General features: G+C 72.5%; 15 protein-coding genes. 14 read left to right on the top strand and 1 reads right to left on the bottom strand.

Annotated elements, in window-relative coordinates; translation table 11 throughout:
- The first annotated feature begins 7 nt into the window (after positions 1-7).
- The 14 genes from AC5P1C_RS37325 to AC5P1C_RS37390 all read left to right on the top strand — a co-directional run bounded on the left by AC5P1C_RS37325 (position 8) and on the right by AC5P1C_RS37390 (position 20,178).
- Positions 8-751, top strand: a complete 744-nt coding sequence (locus AC5P1C_RS37325; protein WP_493870413.1) for a methyltransferase — start codon at positions 8-10, stop codon at positions 749-751.
- Entirely contained in the window at positions 748-1,965 is a 1,218-nt protein-coding gene (gene rffA / locus AC5P1C_RS37330; RefSeq protein ID WP_493870414.1) for a dTDP-4-amino-4,6-dideoxygalactose transaminase, read from the top strand. Before AC5P1C_RS37325 ends, rffA begins: the two co-directional genes overlap by 4 nt.
- Positions 1,962-3,290, top strand: coding sequence for a class I SAM-dependent methyltransferase (locus AC5P1C_RS37335; protein ID WP_493870415.1), 1,329 nt, complete (start codon positions 1,962-1,964; stop codon positions 3,288-3,290). Before rffA ends, AC5P1C_RS37335 begins: the two co-directional genes overlap by 4 nt.
- Positions 3,287-4,342 carry a methyltransferase gene (locus AC5P1C_RS37340; RefSeq protein WP_493870416.1) on the top strand — a complete coding sequence of 352 codons (1,056 nt, stop codon included), beginning with the start codon at positions 3,287-3,289 and terminating at the stop codon, positions 4,340-4,342. Before AC5P1C_RS37335 ends, AC5P1C_RS37340 begins: the two co-directional genes overlap by 4 nt.
- Positions 4,339-5,178, top strand: coding sequence for an alpha/beta hydrolase (locus AC5P1C_RS37345; protein ID WP_493870417.1), 840 nt, complete (start codon positions 4,339-4,341; stop codon positions 5,176-5,178). The genes AC5P1C_RS37340 and AC5P1C_RS37345 overlap by 4 nt, the downstream gene beginning before the upstream one ends.
- Before the next feature lie 50 nt (positions 5,179-5,228).
- Positions 5,229-5,834: a dTDP-4-dehydrorhamnose 3,5-epimerase family protein gene (locus AC5P1C_RS37350; RefSeq protein WP_493870418.1), complete on the top strand. Its 606-nt coding sequence runs from the start codon at positions 5,229-5,231 to the stop codon at positions 5,832-5,834.
- Positions 5,835-5,837: 3 nt separating this feature from the next.
- On the top strand, positions 5,838-6,797 hold the full coding sequence (gene rfbA / locus AC5P1C_RS37355) for a glucose-1-phosphate thymidylyltransferase RfbA (protein ID WP_493870419.1): 960 nt from the start codon (positions 5,838-5,840) through the stop codon (positions 6,795-6,797).
- Positions 6,798-6,811: 14 nt separating this feature from the next.
- On the top strand, positions 6,812-7,990 hold the full coding sequence (locus tag AC5P1C_RS37360; RefSeq protein WP_493870420.1) for a glycosyltransferase: 1,179 nt from the start codon (positions 6,812-6,814) through the stop codon (positions 7,988-7,990).
- Positions 7,987-9,078 carry an FAD-dependent monooxygenase gene (locus tag AC5P1C_RS37365; RefSeq protein ID WP_493870421.1) on the top strand — a complete coding sequence of 364 codons (1,092 nt, stop codon included), beginning with the start codon at positions 7,987-7,989 and terminating at the stop codon, positions 9,076-9,078. Before AC5P1C_RS37360 ends, AC5P1C_RS37365 begins: the two co-directional genes overlap by 4 nt.
- Positions 9,079-9,149: 71 nt before the next feature.
- Positions 9,150-11,474 carry an excinuclease ABC subunit UvrA gene (locus AC5P1C_RS37370; protein WP_493870422.1) on the top strand — a complete coding sequence of 775 codons (2,325 nt, stop codon included), beginning with the start codon at positions 9,150-9,152 and terminating at the stop codon, positions 11,472-11,474.
- A gap of 121 nt (positions 11,475-11,595) precedes the next feature.
- On the top strand, positions 11,596-13,413 hold the full coding sequence (locus AC5P1C_RS37375; protein ID WP_493870423.1) for a non-ribosomal peptide synthetase: 1,818 nt from the start codon (positions 11,596-11,598) through the stop codon (positions 13,411-13,413).
- Entirely contained in the window at positions 13,406-18,184 is a 4,779-nt protein-coding gene (locus AC5P1C_RS37380; RefSeq protein WP_493870424.1) for a non-ribosomal peptide synthetase family protein, read from the top strand. Before AC5P1C_RS37375 ends, AC5P1C_RS37380 begins: the two co-directional genes overlap by 8 nt.
- Before the next feature lie 55 nt (positions 18,185-18,239).
- Positions 18,240-19,658: an FAD-dependent oxidoreductase gene (locus tag AC5P1C_RS37385; RefSeq protein ID WP_493870425.1), complete on the top strand. Its 1,419-nt coding sequence runs from the start codon at positions 18,240-18,242 to the stop codon at positions 19,656-19,658.
- A 1-nt stretch (position 19,659) separates the two neighbouring features.
- On the top strand, positions 19,660-20,178 hold the full coding sequence (locus AC5P1C_RS37390; protein ID WP_493870426.1) for a pyridoxamine 5'-phosphate oxidase family protein: 519 nt from the start codon (positions 19,660-19,662) through the stop codon (positions 20,176-20,178).
- Positions 20,179-20,213: 35 nt separating this feature from the next.
- On the opposite strand, the gene AC5P1C_RS37395 is transcribed toward AC5P1C_RS37390, so the two are convergent.
- Positions 20,214-21,056, bottom strand: a complete 843-nt coding sequence (locus AC5P1C_RS37395) for a response regulator transcription factor (RefSeq protein ID WP_493870427.1) — start codon at positions 21,054-21,056, stop codon at positions 20,214-20,216.
- Positions 21,057-21,101 lie beyond the last annotated feature (45 nt).

The raw sequence follows: 21,101 nt of genomic DNA on the forward strand, positions 1-21,101 counted from the left end.
AGTCCCCATGAATCAACTCGGTCTCGCCATGGGCCAGGAGGCGTACGCGAGCGCCGTGGCCGAACATCAGGACCGCGAGCAGGAGTTCACCCTGCTGGACCGGAAGTGGCACCAGCTCGGCGGCGTGCTCGGCGCGGAGTACAACCACGCCACGGGCCTGTTCGCGTCCTGGCTGCCGCACGCGGGCGTGCGCACCATGCTGGAGATGGGCTGCGGCTGCGGCGTCGCCTCTGTGATGGCCGCGCTCGGCGGTGTGGAGCGGGTGACCGCCCTCGACATCAACCCGGCGGCGGTGCGCACCACCGGTCTGAACGCCCGCAGGCACGGTGTCGCGGACCGGGTCGACGCCCGCTCCAGCGATCTCTTCGCGGCCCTGAAGCCCGAGGAGACCTTCGACCTGATCTTCTGGAACTCGCCGTTCATCGAGGCCCCACCGGAGCAGGGGCACGACTCCGACCTCGCCTACCACTTCTTCGACCCGGACTACGCGATGCACCGGCGGTTCTTCGCCGGGGCCGCCGAGCGGCTCGCCCCCGGCGGTCGGCTCTTCCTCGGCTTCTCCTTCGCGATGGGCAGTCCGCGGCGGCTCGAAGAGGCCGCGGGGGCCGCCGGGTTCACGGTGCGGATCTCCCGGCAGGAGGCGTTCGACGTGCCGGCCGCCGACCTCGGCAGCGATCCGGTGTACGCGGAGCACGCCGACGGCGCCTCCCAGGTCCGTATCGACTTCACCCTCCTGGAGCTGACCCGATGACGCTCGCCCCCAGTGAGCCGCGCCGTGCCCCGCGCGGCGGGCCGGACACCGTGCCGTTCCATGTGCCGCATGTCGCCGCCGCCCAGGACGGCTATATGCGCCGGGTCCTGGACTCCGGTGACATGGACGGCGACGGGCCGTTCAGCGCCAGGGCCGCCGAGCTGATCGGCGAGATCACGGGCGCCGGGCAGGTCCTTCTCACCCCGTCGTGCACCTCCGCCCTGGAGATCGCCGCGCTGCTGCTCGATCTGGGGCCGGGGGACGAGGTGGTGATGCCGTCGTTCACGTTCGCGCCGACGGCCAGCGCGTTCGCGCTGCGCGGCGCCGTGCCGGTGTTCGTGGACTGCAGACCCGACACGCTCAACCTGGACGAGTCGCTTCTGGAGGCCGCGATCACTCCACGGACCCGTGCGATCGTCGCGGTGCACTACGCGGGCGTGGCCTGCGAGATGGACGAGATCCAGCGGATCGCGGACGCGCACGGCATCCCGGTGATCGAGGACAACGCCCATGGTCTGGGCGCCAGTTACCGCGGCCGCCCGCTCGGCGGCTTCGGGGCGCTCGCGGCGCAGAGCTTCCACGCCACGAAGAACGCGCACAGCGGCAAGGGCGGCGCGCTGCTCGTCAACGACGAGCGCCTGACCGACCGGGCCACCGTCATCCGGGACCGGGGCACCAACCGGCAGCAGTTCTTCCGCGGGCAGGTCGACAAGTACCGCTGGGTGGACCTGGGTTCCAGTTACATCCTGCCGGAACTGCTCGCGGCGCTGCTCGCGGCGCAGCTGGAGGAGTTCGACACCATCCAGGGGCGCCGCCACGCCGTATGGAGCCGCTACCAGGAGTCCCTGGCCGGCTGGGCGGAGCGGGAGGGCTTCGCGCAGCCCACGGTGCCCGCGGACCGTACGCACTCGGCGCATCTGTACCACCTCCTCGCCCCGTCCGAGGCGGACCGGGCGGCGCTGCTCGCCCATCTCGCCGAACGCGGGGTGCAGGCCACCTTCCACTTCCTGCCGCTGCACTCCTCACCGGCAGGGGTCAAGCACGGCCGCAGTGCGCCGGGGGGCTGCCCCGTCAGCGAGCGGGTCGCCGACCGTCTGGTGCGGCTGCCGCTGCACACGCACCTCAGCGACGCGCAGACGGAGCGGGTGGTCGAGGCCCTCCTTTCGTTCCGCTCCGGCGCTCCCCGAGCCACCGACCACGAGGGACTTTCATGAGTACAGGGACTTTCACCAGCACCGGCACCAGCACCGGCGCGAGCACGCAGGAAGGCGCCGAGCCGGCGCAGGGCGTCTACCGGACGGTCACCACGTGCCGGGTCTGCGGCAGTGAACGCTGGCAGGACGTGATCTCCTTCGGCCGGGTGCCACTCGCCAACGGCTTCCTGGAGCCCGCCGACTCCTACCCCGACGAGGGGGCGTACCCCCTGGAGGTCGTCTCCTGCCGGGAGTGCCGGCTGCTCAGCCTGACCGCGGTCGTCGACCCGCAGGTCCTCTACCGCACGTACTCCTACGTCACCTCCGACTCGGAGACGATGGCCCGGCACATGCGCACGGTGGTCGAGCTGTCCCGTGAGCGTCTCCCGGCGGGCGACGGGCTCGTGGTCGAGCTCGGCAGCAACACCGGGGACCAGCTGCTCGCCTTCAAGGAGGCGGGTCTTCGGGTGCTCGGTGTGGACCCGGCCCGCAATCTGGCCGCGATCGCCGGGGAGCGGGGCGTGCCCACGGTGGCCGAGTACTTCGACTCGGCGACCGCGAAGGCGGTGGCCGCCGAGCACGGCAAGGCGTCGCTGATCCTGGGCCGCCATGTGTTCGCGCATATCGACAACGTGGCGGATGTGCTCGCCGGGGCGCGGGAACTCCTCGCCGAGGACGGCCTGTTCACCGTGGAAGTGCCCTACGCGGTGGACCTGGTGGAGCGCCGGGCCTTCGACACGATCTACCACGAGCACCTCTCGTACTTCCTGATCTCCACCCTGGACCGGCTGTTCGCCCGGCACGGCCTGCGCACCGTGGACGTGCGGCGGATGGCGGTGCACGGCGGCTCGGTCCTGGTCTCCGCGGGGTTCGCGGAGGGTCCATGGCGGACCCACGAGCGGGTGCGGGAGCTGATCGACCTGGAGCGGGACGGCGGCTATCTCTCCGACGGCGTGTACGAGGAGTTCGCGGCCGGGGTCGAGAAGATCTGCGCCGAGCTGACGGACCTGGTGCGCTCCCTGGTCGCCGACAGGCATCGGATCGCCGGATACGGGGCGTCGGCGAAGGGCACCACGCTGCTCTCCGTCCTGGGCCTCGGCCGGGGCGAGATCGAGTTCTGCACGGACACCACGCCGCAGAAGCAGGGCCGGGTCACGCCCGGCACCCACATCCCCGTGCTCGCCCCCGAGGACGTGGTGCGGCCACCGGACTACTATCTGCTGCTCGCCTGGAACTACGCCGAGGAGATCCTCCGCAAGGAGTCGGACTTCCTGGACGCCGGGGGCGGCTTCGTCATTCCGGTGCCCGAACCACGGGTGCACCTGCGGGCGGTGACGGCCCGATGAGCGGCAAGGACGCCGACGGCGACCCGATGGGCGCGCTCGTCCCGGTGCTCTTCGGGTACGCCGCCTTCCAGCAGCTCAACGCGGGCTGCCGGCTCGGGCTCTTCGAACTCCTCGACTCCGCAGGGCCGTTGTCGGCGGAGAAGGTGGCCGAGGGGCTTGGCATCCCGCGGCGCGGCGCCGATGTGCTGCTCCTGGGCACCACGGCGCTCGGCCTCACCGAGACAGAAGACGGCGCCTACCGCAACGGGCCCCCCATCGCGGCCGCGTTCCGCGACGGACTGTGGTCGGTGCTCAAGGACATCGTCGAGTTCCAGGACCGGGTGTCGTATCTGCCGGCCGCGGACTACGCCGAGTCGCTGCGCACCGGCGAGAACGCAGGCATCCGGCACTTCCCCGGCACCACCCGCGACCTGTACACCCGCCTGTCCGGTGTGCCGGGTCTGGAAGACCTGTTCTACCGGTGCATGCATTCCTGGTCGCGGCTCTCCAATCCGGTACTGATCGAGGAGACCGACTTCTCCGGGGTGTCGCGACTCCTGGACGTGGGCGGCGGTGACGCGGTCAACGCCATCGCCCTGGCCCGCGCCCACCCGGAGCTGCGCATCACGGTCCTCGACCGGCCTGGCGCCCTGGAGGTCGCCGAGCGCAACATCCGCGAGGCAGGCCTCCAGGAGCGGATCGGCACCAGAGCCGCGGACATCTTCACCGACCCCTACCCGGACGGACACGACGCGGTGCTGTTCGCGCACCAGTTGGTGATCTGGTCGCCGGAGCAGAACCTCGCGCTGCTGCGCAAGGCGTACGAGGCGGTGGAGCCGGGCGGCCGGGTGCTCGTGTTCAACGCGTTCAGCGACGACGACGGCGCGGGCCCGCTGTACGCGGCCCTGGACAACGTGTACTTCACGACGCTGCCGTTCAAGCACTCGACGATCTACCGCTGGGCGGACCACGAGGCCTGGCTGCGCGCGGCGGGCTTCACCGACGTCCACCGCACCACGAGCCGCGGCTGGACCCCGCACGGCGTGCTCAGCGCCCGCCGCCCGGCGCCGTGAGCGGCACCGGCACGCGGGCCAGGGCCGTCGTCGACGCGCAGTTGTCGCCCAGTACGCGGGCCCGGGACGCGGGCGCGACGCTCGCCCGCTACCGGTCCCGCAGCCAGGCGGCGCTGCGCGCCTTCGAGCACAGGGCACAGGTGGCGTACGGGCCCCATCCGGCCGAGCGGCTGCATCATTTCCCGCCGCGCCGGCCGGACGCGCCGCTCCTCGTGTTCGTGCACGGCGGCCACTGGCAGGAGTCGGGCAAGGACGACTCGTGCTTCCCTGCGCCCGGCCTCCTCGCGGCCGGCGCCGGGTATGTCGCCCTCGGCTACGGCCTGGCCCCGGCGCGCACCCTGCCCGAGATGAGCGGCTCGGTGCGCCGAGGCCTGGCCTGGGTGCGGGAGCATGCCGTCGGGCTCGGCGGGCGGCCCGACGCCGTGTACGCGGCGGGCAGTTCGGCGGGTGCGCATCTGGTGGCGATGGCCGCGGACGTGCCGCTGGCGGGCCTGGTCCTGCTGAGCGGCCTGTACGACCTGCGCCCTGTGGTGGACAGCTACGTCAACGACGCCCTCGGTCTGGACGCGGCGACGGCCGGGCGGCAGAGCCCGCTGCTCCGGCCGCCGCCGCGCACGGCCCGGGTGCTCATGGCCCGCGGCCGGGAGGAGACCGAGGAGTACGCGCGCCAGCACGAGCGGTACGCCGACGTGCTGCGGGCCCACGGCACGTCGGTCACCTCCCTGGTGGCCGCGGGCCGCGACCACTTCGACCTGCCGATCGATCTGGGCGACCCGAGTACCGCGCTCGGCCGCGCGGTGGCGGGACTCCTCGGCACGGCCCCTGAAGTTCCGTGAGAGGGGACCGGGTTGATGCCGACGACACGCACGACGGAGGTGATCGGCGTATGACAGCGGACACGGCACGCACGACCGTGCGGGAGCTCGCCGTCGCGGGCGCCCTGGAGATCGTCCCCCCGGTCTTCCCCGACGAACGGGGCCTTTTCAGCCCGGTGTTCCAGGAGTCGGAGTACGAAGCCGTCCTGGGCGCGGGGACGTTCCGGGTCGCCCGCGGTGCGCTGAGCGTGAACCGTGCGGGCGTGGTGCGCGGGGTGCACTACACGCACGGGCACCCCTGCACGGCGAAGGTGGTGCTGTGCGCGGCGGGCGAGGCCCTGGACTTCGTGGTGGATGTGCGCGCCGGGTCCCCGACCTTCGGCCGCTGGGACGCGATCCGGCTCGGCGCCGGGCGGCCGAGCGCCGTGTACTGCCCGCCGGGCGTCGGACACGCCTTCGCCGCCCTCACCGAGGACACCGCCCTGGTGTACCTGCTTTCGACGCCGTACCGGCCCGAGGACGAGCGGGCCGTGTCGGTGCTCGACCCGGAACTCGCGCTCCCGCTGCCCGGGAGCGCCGCGAAGCGGGTGCTCTCCGCGCGTGATCTGGCGGCGCCGACGCTCGCCGAGGCGCTGAGCGGCGGTCTCCTTCCGCCGTATGGACCCGAGGAGGCCTGACGCATGAAGGGCATCATCATGGCCGGCGGTTCCGGCAGCCGGCTGCGGCCGCTGACCGGCGTGCTCTCCAAACAGCTGCTGCCGGTCTACAACAAGCCCATGATCTACTACCCGCTCTCGGTGCTCATGCTGGCCGGGATCCGGGACATCCTGATCATTTCCTCACCGTCCCATCTGCCGCTGTTCCGCGCCCTGTTGGGCGACGGGAGCAAGCTCGGTCTGCGGCTCACCTACGCCCGGCAGCAGCGGCCGGGCGGCATCGCCGAGGCCTTCAGGATCGGCGCGGACCACATCGGCGACGACGCGGTGACGCTGGTCCTTGGCGACAACCTGTTCCACGGCCCGGGCTTCTCGGCGCTGCTGCGGGAGCGGGTGCGGAGCCTGGACGGCTGCACCCTGTTCGGGCATCCGGTGCGGGACCCGCAGCGCTACGGCGTAGCCGAGGTCGACGCGGTGGGACGCCTGCTGAGCGTCGAGGAGAAGCCGCTGCGGCCACGCTCCGACCTCGCCGTCACCGGCCTGTACATGTACGACAACGACGTCGTGGACATCGCCGGGAAGCTGACGCCGTCCGGGCGCGGCGAGCTGGAGATCACCGACATCAACCGTGTGTACCTGGAGCGGGGCCGCGCCGAACTGGTGCGGCTGGGGCGCGGCTTCGTATGGCTGGACACCGGCACGCACGACGCGCTCCTGGAGGCGGGGCAGTACGTGCAGATCCTGGAACAGCGCCAGAGCGTGCGGATCGCCTGCCTGGAGGAGATCGCCTACCGGATGGGGTTCATCGGCGCCGGGCAGCTGCTTCGCCTCGGCGAGGAGCACGCGGACACCGACTACGGCGCCTACCTCCTGGACCTCGCCGATCGGACCGCGGCGGAGCGCCGGGTGCCGGACGCCCCGCCGCCCGATCTGCTCGACCCCAGCGGACTGCCGTCCCTCACCGTCCCCGTGCCCCGCCCCTAAGGAGCTGACCGACCGTGCGTTATCTGTTCACGTCCATGCCCGTCACCTCTCATCTGATGCCGATGGTGCCGCTCGCGCACGCGCTGCAGGCCGCGGGCCACGAGGTCCTCGTCGCCACGAGCGGACCCGCACAGCGCACCGCGGAGGCCGCGGGCCTTGTCACCGTCGATGCGGGCGGGGCCAGGCGGGCCCGCGAACCGTACGACGCGCTGCTTCGCACCCTGGAGAAGTCGGGCGCCGGCAGCGCCCCCGACGACGAGACCTCGCTCGCCGTGCACGGCCGGGCCTTCGGCGAGGTCGGCGCCCGCATGCTGGACGACCTGATCGACATCGCACGGGCCTGGGGCGCCGGCGCCGTGGTGTACCCGGGCATCCACTCCGCCGCGCTCGTCGCCGCCCGCGCCGTGGGCGCCGTGGGGGTGCTGCACGGCTACGGCACGCCGCTGCCGACGTTCGGCCCGGCCCTCGACCATCTGGCGCCGCACGCCGAGCGCGCCGGGGTCGACAAGGTCACCGAGGCGGAGATCGAGATCGACGTACTGCCCGGCTCGCTCGCCAACTTCACCGATGTGCCCACCGACATCGGCAAACCCGTGCACCGGGTGGAGATGCGCTACGGCGCGTACAACAACGGCGGCACGCTGCCGCACTGGGCGCTGCGCCGCGCCGACCGGCCGCGGGTGGTGGCCACCTGCGGCTCCGCGGCGGTGATGACCCGCGAGGGCGCCCTGTACCGCGACATCGTGCACGCCACCGGTGAGCTCGGCGCCGAACTGGTGCTGCTCACCGCGGGCGCCGAACTGCCCGAGCTGCCCTCGCGGCTGCCCGCCCATGTGCGGCCCGAGCGGTGGGTGCCGCTGCGGGAGCTGCTCGTGGGCAGCGACGCGGTCGTGCACCACGGCGGCTCGGGCACGGTGCTCAGCTCGTTCGCGGCGGGCGTCCCGCAGGTGTCCCTGCCGATGCCTGGCACCGTCAACGTCTCCAACGCGCGAAGTGTCGCGGCGCGGGGCGCGGGCCGCACCCTCGACATCGACGCGAGCGGACCCGAGGAGATGACCGAGGCGCTCGCCGCGATCCTGGGCGATCCGGCGCATCGGCGGGCCGCCAAGGAGGTGTCGGCGGAGATGGCGGCGATGCCGTCGGCGGCGGTGGTCGCCGCCCGCGTCGACGGGTTCGTCAGGGAGTTGCGGTGAGGATCGCCGTCGTCGGCGGCGGCCCAGCGGGGCTGGCCGTCGCCGTGTTCGCGCGGCTGCTCGGGGAGCCGGACGACGTCACCGTGTGGGAGCGGCGCGGCGGTGACGACACCTACGGCTTCGGGGTGATCCTGCCGTCGGCGGCGCTCGCCACGCTGCGGGGCGCCGACCCGCGGCTCGCGGACGTGCTCGCCGGGCACCTCGTCTCCTGGGACCGGATCACCGTTCGGCGCGGGGAGCGGCCCCTCTCCGCCCCCGCGCCCCGCCTCGGAGCGGTGGACCGTCGCGTACTGCTGCGTGAACTGCGCCTGCGTTGCGTCGAGTTGGGGGTGCGTCTGCACCAGGGCGGCGAGGCTCCCGACATGCACCGGCTCGCTGCCGAATACGACTTGGTGGTGGCCGCGGACGGGGCCCGCTCGACGGTCCGCGGCGCCCGCTCCGACGCGTTCGGCACCACCCTGGAACGGCTCGACCCGCACTACACGTGGCTGGGCGCCGACCGTGCCTTCGACGAGCTGACCTTCCTGGTCGCCGACACCGGCCGGGGTCCGGTGACGGCGCACACCTACCCGTACGGGCCAGGGCGCAGCACCTTCCTGGTGGAGGCCGCGCACACGCCGGACACCGCCGAGGTTGCGCGGCTGTTCTCCGAGCCCCTGGGCGGGGCCCGGCTGCTCCACAACGGATCACGCTGGGAGCGGTTCCCGCAGGTCACGAATGCCCGCTGGGCGGACGGCAACGTGGTGCTCGTCGGGGATGCCGCACACACAGCGCACTACTCCATCGGCTCGGGCACCCGTCTCGCCCTGGACGACGCGCTCGCCCTGGTGACGGCGGTGCGCACCGAGGCGGGCCTTGATGCGGCGCTCGCCGCGTACGAGGCGGGCCGCCGTCCCGCCGTGGAGCACGCACAGCGCCTCGGCCGGGCGAGCGCCGCCTGGTTCGCCGGGCTCGGCCCGCCGGACGGCGCCGCTCCGGATCGGCTGCTCGTCGACCTGGTCACCCGGGGCGGCCGTATCTCGATGGCCGACCTGGCGGCGGATGGCGAGATGCCGCGGCCCGTGGGCAGAGTGGGGCACCGTATGTGACGTCGGGAAAGACCGGCGAAAGAGACGTACCGGAACAACGGGACCGGCCAAGCAACGGAAGGCATGCCCAGATGAACCAGGACGACCGGAAGCACATCGTGGTGACCGGTGCACGCGCCAACAACCTCAAGGGGCTGACCTTACGGATTCCGCAGGACGCCCTGACCGTGGTCACGGGTGTCTCCGGCTCCGGCAAGTCGTCCATCGTGTTCGACACCATCGCGGTGGAGTCGCAGCGCCAGCTCAACGAGGTCTTCCCGGCGTTCATCCGCAACCGGCTGCCGCGCTACGAGCGCCCCGAGTTCGACCTGATCGAGCATCTCACTCCGGCCATTGTGGTGGACCAGAAGCCGGTGGGCGGCGGCAACCGCTCGACGGTGGGCACCATGACCGAGGTCAGCCCCGTCCTTCGGGTGATGTTCTCGCGCTACGGGGAGCCCAGCGCGGGCCCGTCCAACCTCTACTCCTTCAACGACCCGCAGGGCATGTGCCCCGACTGCCAGGGCCTGGGCACCACCCTTCAGCTGGACCTCGACAAGCTTCTCGATCACGACAAGTCCCTCAACGAGGGGGCCATCCGGCACAGCAACTTCGCCGTGGGCACCAACTACTGGAAGCGGTACGCGCAGATCCGGCGGTACGAGAAGGGCCGCGCCCGCGACACCGAGCTCGCGCCGGTGCTCGACCCGGACAAGCCGCTCACGAAGTACACGCCCGCCGAGATGGAGCTGCTCCTGTACGGGGAGGGCTTCCAGACCACCCGGCCCGACGACTTCAACAACGTGGCCATCAACGACTACGAGGGCCTGGTCCTGCGGTTCACCCGGCGCTTCATCAAGCCGGGCCTCGACTCCCTCAAGGACAAGGAGCGGCGCGCCACCGAGCAGGTCGTCACCGAGCGGACCTGCCCGGCCTGCGCGGGCGCCCGGCTGAACGAGGCGGCGCTCGCCTCGCGGATCGAGGGCCACAACATCGCCGACTACTCCGCCATGGAGATCGGCGACCTGATCGCCGAACTGGAGCGGGTGGCCGGCCGGTGGGCTGGCCCTGTGGTGCCGGCCGCGCTCGCCGCGCTCCGCCGTATCGAGCGGGTCGGCCTCGGCTATCTCACCCTGGACCGGCCGACCCGGACCCTGTCGGGCGGTGAGGGGCAGCGCTTGAAGACGGTGCGGCACCTGGGCTCGGCCCTGACCGGCATGACGTACATCTTCGACGAGCCGAGCGTCGGTCTGCACGCGCACGACGTGGACCGGCTCGGGCGGCTCCTGCTCGACCTCCGGGACAAGGGCAACACGGTGCTGATCGTCGAGCACGACCGTGATGTCATCGCGCTCGCCGATCACATCATCGACGTCGGTCCGGGCTCGGGCGTACACGGCGGCGAGATCGTGTTCACCGGGACCGTCGCGGAGCTCGCCGCGAGCGACACCGTCACCGGCCGGCACTTCCGGGCGCTGCCCGGCCTCAAGCCGGAGCCGCGCCCCGCCACCGGGAAGCTGCCGGTGCGCGGCGCCTCGCTGCACAATCTGCGGGACGTCCATGTGGACTTCCCCACCGGGGTGCTCACCGCGGTCACCGGCGTCGCCGGGTCCGGCAAGTCCTCGCTCGTGTCGGGGGTGTTCACCGCCGAGCACCCCCAGGCCATCGTGCTCGATCAGTCGGCCGTCGGCATCAACCCCCGCTCGACACCCGCCACTTACACCGGCATCTGGGACATCGTGCGCAAGATGTTCGCCAGGGAACACGGCCTGGACGTCAGCCTGTTCAGCTTCAACGCCAAGGGCGCCTGCCCCGAGTGCAAGGGCCGCGGCACCATCACCACCGACCTGGCGTTCCTCGACCCGGTCACCACGGTGTGCGAGGTGTGCGGAGGCACCCGGTACCGCGCGGATGTCCTGGAGCACCGCCTGGGCGGCCGCAACATCGCCGAGGTGCTCGATCTGACGGTGGAGGAGGCCCAGGACTTCTTCGACGAGCCGGGCATCGTGCGCAGGCTCGCGCCACTGCGCGAGGTGGGGCTCGACTATCTGACCCTGGGGCGGCCGCTTTCCATGCTGTCGGGCGGCGAGCGGCAGCGCGTCAAGCTCGCCGACCGGCTGCACGAGAGCGGCAGCGTCTATGTCTTCGATGAGCCGACCACCGGCCTGCACATGGCCGACGTCGGCAATCTGCTCGCCCTCTTCGACCGCCTGGTGGAGGCGGGCAATACGGTCGTGGCGATCGAGCACGACCTGGACGTCGTCAAGCACGCCGACTGGGTGATCGACATCGGTCCGGGCGCGGGCGAGCACGGCGGTCAGGTGGTGTTCACCGGCACTCCGGCCGCGATGGTCTCCGACGCCGACACCACCACGGCCCGCTATTTGCAGGCCTCACTGCCGGGTGGCGCCGACTAGCGGCCCGCACCGCACCGCACCGGATCCCTAACGGCCCGGCGCTGAATGGCTCGACTGCCGTTCAGCGCCGGGCCGTTCGCATGCCACCCCCACCCTTTGTTCACCGACGCTGGAGGAAACCGTGCACACCGACGAGGAGTTGACGGACGTAACCGTCCTGCCGGCGGCCTTCGAGGCCGTCGCCGCCCGGGACGCTTCGAGGACCGCCCTGGAGTTCGGCGCGGCCTCGCTCTCCTACGGGGAGCTGAACGCCGCGGCCAACCGGCTCGCGCACCGGCTGCGCGCCGAGGGCGTGCGGCCGGGCCGCCGGGTCGGCGTCCACATGGCCCGTGGCCTGGAGCTCTACACGGTGATCCTCGCCGTCCTCAAGGCAGGGGCCGTGGTGGTGCCGCTCAATCCCGCGCACCCGGTGGCCGTGCGCCGCGCGATCGCCGAGGAGGCGGGGCTGCTCCTCACCCTGCGGGACGTGCCGGCCGGGCTCGGATCGGTGACCGTCGAGCGGGACGCCTTTGAACTCATCGCCGACAGCGCGGAGTTGGACACCGGGAACCCGGGCCTGTCCGGCGCGTCCGCCGACCCGGAGAGCACCGCGTTCATCCTGTTCACCTCCGGCTCCACCGGCCGCCCCAAAGGTGTGCGGATCACACACCGGGGCATCTCCCGGGTGGCCCGCCACAACGGCGAGGTCGAGGTCAGGGCCGACGACGCGTTCCTGCAGCTCGCCCCATACTCCTTCGCCGCCTCCACCACCGAGATCTGGCTGAGCCTGCTGCACGGGGCCCGGGTGGTGGTCGCGCCGCAGGCGCTGCCGTCCCTGCCCGATCTGGCCCGCACCCTCACCGAGCGCCGCGTCACCTTCCTGAACCTGCCGAGCGGACTGTTCAACCTCCTGGTCGACACCCACCCCGAGGCGCTCGCCGGAGTACGGACCGTCATCGTCAGCGGTGACTTCCCCTCCCCGCCGCACCTCGCCAAGGCGCTGGCCGCGGTCGGCGGCACCGTCTACAACGCGTACGGCTGCACCGAGAATTCGGCGCTGACCGCGGTGCACGCCCTGACCGGCGACGCCGTGCGCGGCGGCGCGGTCCCGGTGGGCCGTCCGCTGCCCGGGGTCGGCATGCACGTCCTGGACGAGAACCTGGCGCCCTGCCCGCCCGGCGAGGTGGGCGAGCTGTGCCTGAGCGGCGCCGGGCTCGCCGCGGGCTATCTGGACCAGCCCGAACTGACCGCCGGGAAGTTTCCCGTGCACGAGGGCATACGGCTGCTTCGCACCGGCGACCGGGCGCGCCGCACACCGGACGGCGAGATCGTCCTGGTGGGCAGGACGGACCACATGGTGAAGATCCGCGGGTTCCGCGTGGAGCTGCGCGAGGTCGAACTCGCCGCGGAGAGGACCGGGTTGGTGGAGCGGGCGGTGGTCCGTGCGGTGGCGGCACAGGACGGCCTGAAGGAGCTCGTGCTGTTCTGCACCACCGCGGCCGGTGAACCGCCCGGAACCGAGGCGCTCCTGGACGAGCTGCGGGGTCTGCTGCCCGACTACATGCTGCCCGCGCGCGTCCACCACCTGCCCGAACTGCCCCTGAACCACAACGGAAAGCTGGACCGCATGGCTCTGCAGGAGCCGCGCGCGCTCCTGGTGGACCCGCCGGCCACCGCGGCCCGCGGCGGCGCGGGCGATACGGCCGAGAACCCCATGGCCTCCGTGATCGTCGGCCTGCTCGCCTCGGTCACCGGCCAGGAGCCGATCGGCACCGGCGACTCCTTCCTCCTTTCCGGCGTCAACTCTCTGCAGCTGATCCGGCTCGCCGTGAGCCTCCAGGAGGTGCTCGGCGTCGAGGTCGGTGCGGAGGACGTCTTCCGCCTGGACAGCGCGGCGGCCCTGGCCGACCACATCCGCGCGATACGCGAGGGCCGCACGGAGGTGCCCGCACATGACTGACACCGATGTCCCCGCCACGGTGAGCGGTTCACAGGACCCGCTGCTCACCGTGGCCCTCGACCGATGGCGCCAAGTCGCCCGTGCACCGCGGGCCACAGCGGACACCCCGTTCGGTGCGCCCGCGGACGGGCCCGTGCTCGGCGCCTACGCCGCCGACCTGGGCGCGCTGCTCGCGGTGGGCGTCGACCCATACGACATCGCCCGCTGCGGCACCCCGCGGGCCCTGGCCGGACTCCTTCGCGAACGGCGCCGGAGCGGCACCGACTCAACTACCGGCACGGAGAGTTCACGTACGGCAGCAGCGACCGAATCGGGTGAAGCGGCCGGGGCGATGGAGAAGCGCGGCACCTGGCAGGCCACCCCCGGCCAGTCCGGCATCTGGTACCTCAGTGAGTTCGGGGACGCCCCGACCGCGTACAACTCGCCCATCCTGCTGCGCACCGCGCAGCGCCTCGACCCGCATCCGCTGCGGCGTGCGCTGCGCCATGTGGTGGCCCGGCACGACAGCCTGCGCACCACCTTCGAGTCCACCCCCGACGGACGGCTGCTGCAGCGGGTCGGCGCTGAACCCCGGTTCGGCTTCGCCGCGGGCGCCGTCACCGGGGAGGACGAACTGCGCCGGTGGGCCGACGAGTTCGCCGTGAAGCGCTTCGATCTGGCGGCGGGGCCGCTGCTCGACGCGGCCTGTCTCGACCTGGCGTCGGGCGGCACCGCCCTGCTGGTCAACGCCCACCACGCCGTGTTCGACGGCTTCTCGTGGTCGGTGCTCCTGACCGAGTTGCTGTCCGTCTACCGTGCCCTGGCCGCGGGCGAGGAGCCGCCGCGCTCCCCCGCGCCGCCCCAGTTCCGTGACGTCATCACCGCCCGGCGGCAGGCGGTCGCCTTCCACAATCCCCAGTTCGCCGTGGACTCGCTCGCGTACTGGACCAGGCACCTCGCCGACCCCCCGGCGCCCCTCGACCTGGCCCCCGGCCGTGCCCGCGGGCAGGCCGCGGCGACCGCCGCGAGCGTGCGCACCGTCTTGACCGCCGCCGAGACCGGGCGGCTTCGCGAGCGGGCCGCGGCCGAGGGCATGACCCCGCTGATGGTGCTGCTCACCGCCTACGCGGCGCTGCTGCACCGGCACACCGGGCGCGCGGACCTGACCGTCGGCCTGCCGGTGTCGCTGCGCGAGCGGGCCGACGACCAGGACGTCATCGGCCACCTGGTCAACACGGTCGTCCTGCGCCACCGGATGGACCCGGCGGACACCGGCCGCGAGCTGCTCGCCCGCACCCGGGCCGAGGTGCTCGGTGCGATGCGCCACAAGGACGTGGCGTTCGAGCAGGTCGTCGAGGCCGTCAATCCCGGCCGTGACGGCGGCGGCGCACCGCTGTTCCAGACGATGGTGACGCTGATGCCCGCCGACCGCCGCGCACTGGGCGGGGCGGCCGGTGACCTCCTGGGCGGCGCCTCTGACGGGTGGCGGCACCTGAGTTCCGCCCCCAAGTACGACCTGGTCCTGGTGGTGGAGGAGGGCACGGACGACCTGGCGCTGGTCTTCGAGTACGACCCGGGGCGCCTGGACCCCGAGGTCGCCGAGCGGATACCCGGCCGGTTCCGCACCCTGCTCACCGGGCTCACCGAACGGCCCGGCACCCCGGTCGGTGAACTGGACTGGGTGCCGGACGCGGAGCTGGCCGAGCTGACGGACGTGTGGCACGGGGCGACCGACGAGCGGCCCGCGCGGCAGTCGCCGCACCGGCTCTTCGAGGAGCGGGCGCGGCTCACGCCGGACGCGGTGGCGGTCGAACCCGCCACCGGGCCCGCATGGACGTACCGCGAACTGGACGCCGCGGCCAACCGGTTGGCGCGGGCACTGCGGGAGCGGGGCGCTGACACGGGGCACCGGGTGGCGCTCTCCCTCGAGCGCGGCGTCGACGCGGTGGTGGCGCTGCTCGCCGTGGTGAAGACCGGCGCCTCGTATGTGCCGCTCGACCCGGCGTATCCGCGCGAGCGGCTCTCCCTGATGCTCGCCGACGCCCGCCCTCGGCTCCTGCTCACCCGGGGCCGCCCGCCGGTGGAGCTGCCCGACGGCACCGCCGTGTTCGACCTCGACGCCGAGGACCGGTTCGTGGCGGGGCAGGCGGAGCGGGCTCTGTCGGTGTACCGCAGGCCGGGCGACGAGCTGTACGTCGTCTACACCTCGGGCACGACGGGCCGCCCCAAGGGCGTGGTCATCAAGGACCTGACGATCACCAATCTGGTGCACCGGCAGGCGGATCTGTCCGGGCCGCACGCGGGCGCACGCACCCTGCAGTACATGTCGCTGTCCTTCGACGTCTCGTTCGAGGAGATCTTCGGCACGCTCGGCGCGGGCGGCACCCTGGTCCTCACCGACGAGGACACCCGCACCGATCTGCACCGGCTCGCCGCGCTCCTGGCGGAGCGGCGGGTGGAGCGGGTCTTCCTGCCGTATGTCGCGCTGCAGGAGCTGGCGTCGGTGGTGGTACACGGCGGACGGGCGCTGCCGCACCTGGCGGAGGTCTACACGACCGGCGAGCAGCTGGTGGTCACCCCGCAACTGCGGCGGATGTTCGCCGACTTCACGGACGCGGACCTGGTCAATGTGTACGGCCCGTCGGAGGCGCATCTGTGCACCGGGCACCGGCTCACCGGAGACCCGGCGCTCTGGCCGGAGCGGCCACCGATCGGGCACACCGTCGGCAACGTCCGGATGTACGTCCTGGACGAGCGGCTGCGGCCGGTGCCATTCGGGGTGCCGGGCGAGCTGTACGTGGGCGGAGACGTGCTGTCGCCCGGCTATCTGAACCTGCCGGGCCAGACCCGGGACCGCTACCGCTCCGACCCGTTCGTGGCGGACCCGGGCGCCCGGCTCTACCGCACCGGCGACCTCGTCCTGTGCACGCCGGCCGAGGGCTTCACCCATCTGGGCCGGGTGGACGAGCAGATCAAGATTCGCGGCTACCGGATCGAGCCCGCGGAGGTGGAGGCGGCCCTGAACGACCTGCCGTCGGTCACCGCTTCGGCGGTGGTCGCCACGGAGTACGGGCCCGGTGACCGGCGCCTGGTGGCGTTCGTACGTCTCGACGGCGCCACCTCTGATGCCCAGGACGGTGAACTGCCGCTCGACGAATCCGAGTTGCGGGCCGCACTCGGGGTGGGCCTGCCCTCCTACCTGGTCCCGTCGCGGTTCGTGCGGGTCGGACGGCTGCCCACCGGGCCGAGCGGCAAGACCGACCGGGCCGCCCTGGCACAGCGGGCCGCGCGACTGCCCGCCCCGCGCCCCTCCGGGCGCTCCGGGCGGGTCCTCACCGGCACCGAGCGACGCGTCGCCGGGATCTGGGCCGAGCTGCTCTCCGGCGCCGACGCGGGTCCCGACGACGACTTCTTCGCCCTGGGCGGGCACTCGCTGCTCGCGGTGCGTCTGCGGCAGGCCCTGCAGGACGCATGGGGGGTGGAACTCCCGCTCGGCGCGCTACTTTCGGCGCCGACGGTGGCGGGCATGGCGGACCGGGTGGAACGGGCCCTCACGGGCCGTGACACCTTCGATGACGGGCCCGACCTGTGGGCGGACACCCGCCTGCCAGCCGGGTTCTCGACCGCGTCCGCGGCGCCGGCGGTCGCCGCGGACGCGGCCCGTACGGTGCTGCTCACCGGGGTCACCGGTTTCCTCGGCATCTATTTGCTGCGCTCGCTGCTCGCCGCCGGCTCGGAGGTGCACTGCCTGGTGCGGGCGGACTCGCCCCGGGCGGGTCTGGCCCGGATCCTGGAGACCGCCCGCCGCTACCGGACCGACGACGGTCTCGACCTGTCCCGGGTACGGGTCGTCGCCGGGGACCTGGCACAGGAGCGGTTCGGTCTCGGCGCGGCGGACTACCGCGACCTGGCAGGACGGATCGAGGCCGTGTACCACGCGGCGGCGCACATCAACTTCGCCGCGCCGTATGTGTCGGTGAAGCCGACGAACGTGGACGGCTTCGTGCGGATCGCCGAGTTCTGCGCGCAGACGGTGCTCAAGCCGCTGCACCACATGTCCACCCTGGCGGTCTTCGCCCCGGGCGGACCCGCCCGTGAGTTCACCGAGGACAGCGTGCCCGACACGGCCGACGGGCTCGGCATCGGCTACGCACAGAGCAAGTGGGTCGCCGAGCGTCTCGCGCTCGCGGCCCGCGACAAAGGTGTGCCGGTGACCGTGCACCGGATCGGGCGGATCGGGCCCGACACGGTCAGCGGGGCGTGCCGCACGGACGACTTCTTCTGGCTGCAGATCAAGAGCTTCCTCCAACTGGGCGTCGCGCCAAAGGAGTTGGGGGCTCCGGTGGATCTGCTTCCGGTGGATGTGGTGGCCGACGCGGTGGTGCGGCTCGCACGCGCCCCCGAGGCACACAACCGCGCCGTGCATGTCTTCCACCCGGCGGGCCTGGACTGGGAGTCCGTGCTCGGCGCGGTGGCCCGAGTCGCCGGGGCACCCCGACGGGTGTCCACCGCCGCGTGGCTGGCCGCCCTGGAGTCCGCACCGGACGAGACGGCCACCACGGCCGCCAATGCTTCCGCGGGCAACAGCTCCGGACCCTCGCTCGCGAGCCTCGTGCCGCTGTTCCAAGAGGGCGTCATGGAGCTGGGCGAGCACCGCTACCGCAACGACGAAACGGTGGCGCTCCTGAAGGACCTCGGTCTGGAGCTGCCGGCCGCCGACCCGTCCTGGATCACCGCGATGATCCGCTACTTCACCGAGTCCGGGCAGATCACAGGCGCCCGGGTGCCGTGAACACCGTTGTCGCGGCCAACCGGACGACAGGCCAATCAGACGAAGGGACACCACCGTGTCTGAGCACAGCATCGTGCCGGCACCCGGGCGCCGCCCGCGGGCCGTGATCGTGGGAGCGGGCCCGGTGGGCTGCCTCCTCGCCGTGGAACTGCGCCGCCGGGACTACGAAGTGGAGCTGTACGAGAAGCAGGAGGCGGACGGCGTGGCCGACACCGGCTCCGGCCGCTCGTTCAACCTCACCCTCACGGTGCGCGGCACCAGCACCCTGCACCCCGAACTGCGCGAGCGCGTCTACGCGGAGGGCACGGTGCTCACCCGGCGCATCGTGCACCACAGGGACGGCACCCTCACCCACCAGCCGTACGGCACCGATCCCAGCCACCATCTGCTGTCGGTGCCGCGGGCGGCGCTGCACCGCCTCCTCCTCAAGGAGGCGGTGGAGGCGGGTGCGACCGTGCACTTCGGGCACACCTGTATCGCCGCCGACGCGCACCGGGCCGAGGCCGTGTTCGTCACGGCCGACGGCGGTGTGAGCCGGGCGAGCGGCGATGTCCTGATCGGTTGCGACGGCGCGAACAGTGCGCTGCGCTACGAGTTGTCGAAGTCGGGCGCCCGGATGCGGATCAGCCAGGAGTACATCTCGCACGGCCATGTGGAGCTGACCCTCGACAGCGGCGGAACGGGGCGCCTCCGGCAGGACGGCATGCATCTGTGGCCGCGCGGCGACCACTTCCTGCAGGCCCAGCCGAACCGGGACGGCACCGCCACCACCACGTTGTTCATGCCGGTGGAGAACCGCGGCGGCGAGCTGCGGCTCTCCGCCTTCGACCGGCGGGAGGCGGTGCGCGGCCACTTCGACCGCGAGTACCCGGACATCGCGGCGGCGTTGCCCCGGGTCGCCGGGGACATCTGGGACACCCGCCCGGCGCTTCTGAAGGTGGTGCGCTGCGCGCCGTTCCACTACGGCCGCGCGGTCCTCGTCGGTGACGCCGCGCACACGATCGTGCCGTTCTACGGCCAGGGCATCAACTGCAGCTTCGAGGACGTCGAGGTGCTGTGCGAGCTGTTCGACCGGCACCTGGCTCCCGGCGGTGACCGGCACGCCGCGGTCAGGGCCGCGGTCGCGGAGTTCAGTGAGGTGCGCGGCGCGCCGGGGCAGGCGATAGCGGATCTGTCCCTGGCCAACCTCCAGGAGCTGAGCGCGCACGTCGACGACGAGGCGTTCCATCTGCGCAAGGCCCTGGAGCGTCGCCTGCACCGGCACTACCCGCAGGAGTTCGCGCAGCTGTATCACCTCGTGGCGTTCACGCGGGTGCCGTACGACGAGATCGTGCGCCGCTCCCGCTGGGACAAGGAGGTCCTGGACGAGTTGTGTGCCCGCTTCGATCCACGCACCCAGGCGGGAGAGATCATCGCCCGCTACCCGGAGTTCGCCCGCCGCCCCGCGGCTCTGTCACCTCAGGGAGAGCACTGACATGCCTTGCAACCCGTACGACTTGGAGCTCGACCCCCGCTACAGCGCCAAGGGGGCGCGGGCGGCGTCCTGGTCGAGGACGCGCGGCGCGCTCGCCGGCGCCGAGCTGTACTGGATCTCGACGGTGCGGCCGGGGCCCGTGCCGCGGCCGCATCTGACGCCGGTGGCGGGCGCGTGGTACGACGGCGCGCTGTGGTTCTGCTCGCTTCCACAGGAGCGCAAGGTGCGCAACCTGCTGCGCAATGCCCGCTGCACCCTGCTCACCGGCGTCAACGCGCTGTCCAGCGGCACGGACATCACTCTGGAGGGGACGGCGGAACACGTCACCGACGACCGGCGCCTGGAGGCGGCGGCGCGGGTGTTCCGCGCCAAGTACGGTGCGGCCTGGGACTACGTCGTCGACGGCGGTGAACTGTCGGGTGCGATCGGCCGGGCCTGGGCCTTCGCGGTGGCGCCGGAGACGGTGTTCGCCTTCTCCAAGGACCCGATGGCGCAGACGCGCTGGCGTTTCACCGTGTGAGCGGCGGGGTGGCCCGACCGCTCGGGCGCCGTGGGTCAGGCCCCGACGGCGCGCGGTCCTGGCCGCAGGTCCTGCGCCGCCTCAGCCGCCTCAGCCGCCTGAGCCGCCTCCGATTCCGGGCCGGGCGCCGCGCCCGGCATGTCCTGTGCGGCCCCGCCGAAACGGAAACCGATCCCCCGGATCGTGGTGATCCAGTCACTGCCGCCCAGCTTGCCGCGCAGGCTGCTGACGTGCGTGTCGATCGTCCTGCTCGCCTGCACGCTGATCCGGTTGTCCTGCGGGTAGTCCCACACCTCGGACATCAGCTCGTGCCGCCGGAAGATCCGGTCGGGTTCCGCCGCGAGGGTGTGCAGGAGGTCGAACTCCTTGCGGGTCAGGGCGAGGCGCCAGCCGTTGAAGCGGGCCTCTCGCCGCGACAGGTCGATGACGAGCGGTCCGAAGGTGAGCTCTTCGCCGTCCACCGGCACCTGGCGTGTCCCCTGGGGGGACCGCGGCGAAAAGGCCCTGCGCAGCACCGCGTTGATGCGCGCCACCAACTCCCGTTCCCGGTAGGGCCATCCGATGCAGTCGTCGCACCCGGCTTCGAGCAGCAGCACCGTGTCCACCTCGGCCGCCCCGGAGGCGAAGCCGATGATCGGCACCTCGCTGCGCTGCCGGATGCCGCGGCACAGCGACACCCCGTCGAGGTCGGGCAGATCGGTGTCCAGAAGGATCAGGTCGTACGCGTCGAAGACGTCGAGGAGCTCTCGGCCCGTGCCGACGAGTGAGGTCTCGTAGCCGTGCCGGCCCAGGTCGCGGCGGAGTGCGTGCGCCGCGTCGCAGGCGGTCCCCACCAGGACGCACGCGTCGAAGCCGGTCGGTTCGTCTTCGACAGCCACCCTCGGCTCCCTCGGCTCGGCGGGGACGCGCTCCGTACGGCCCAC

It is taken from the genome of Streptomyces sp. A18 (assembly GCF_059026065.1).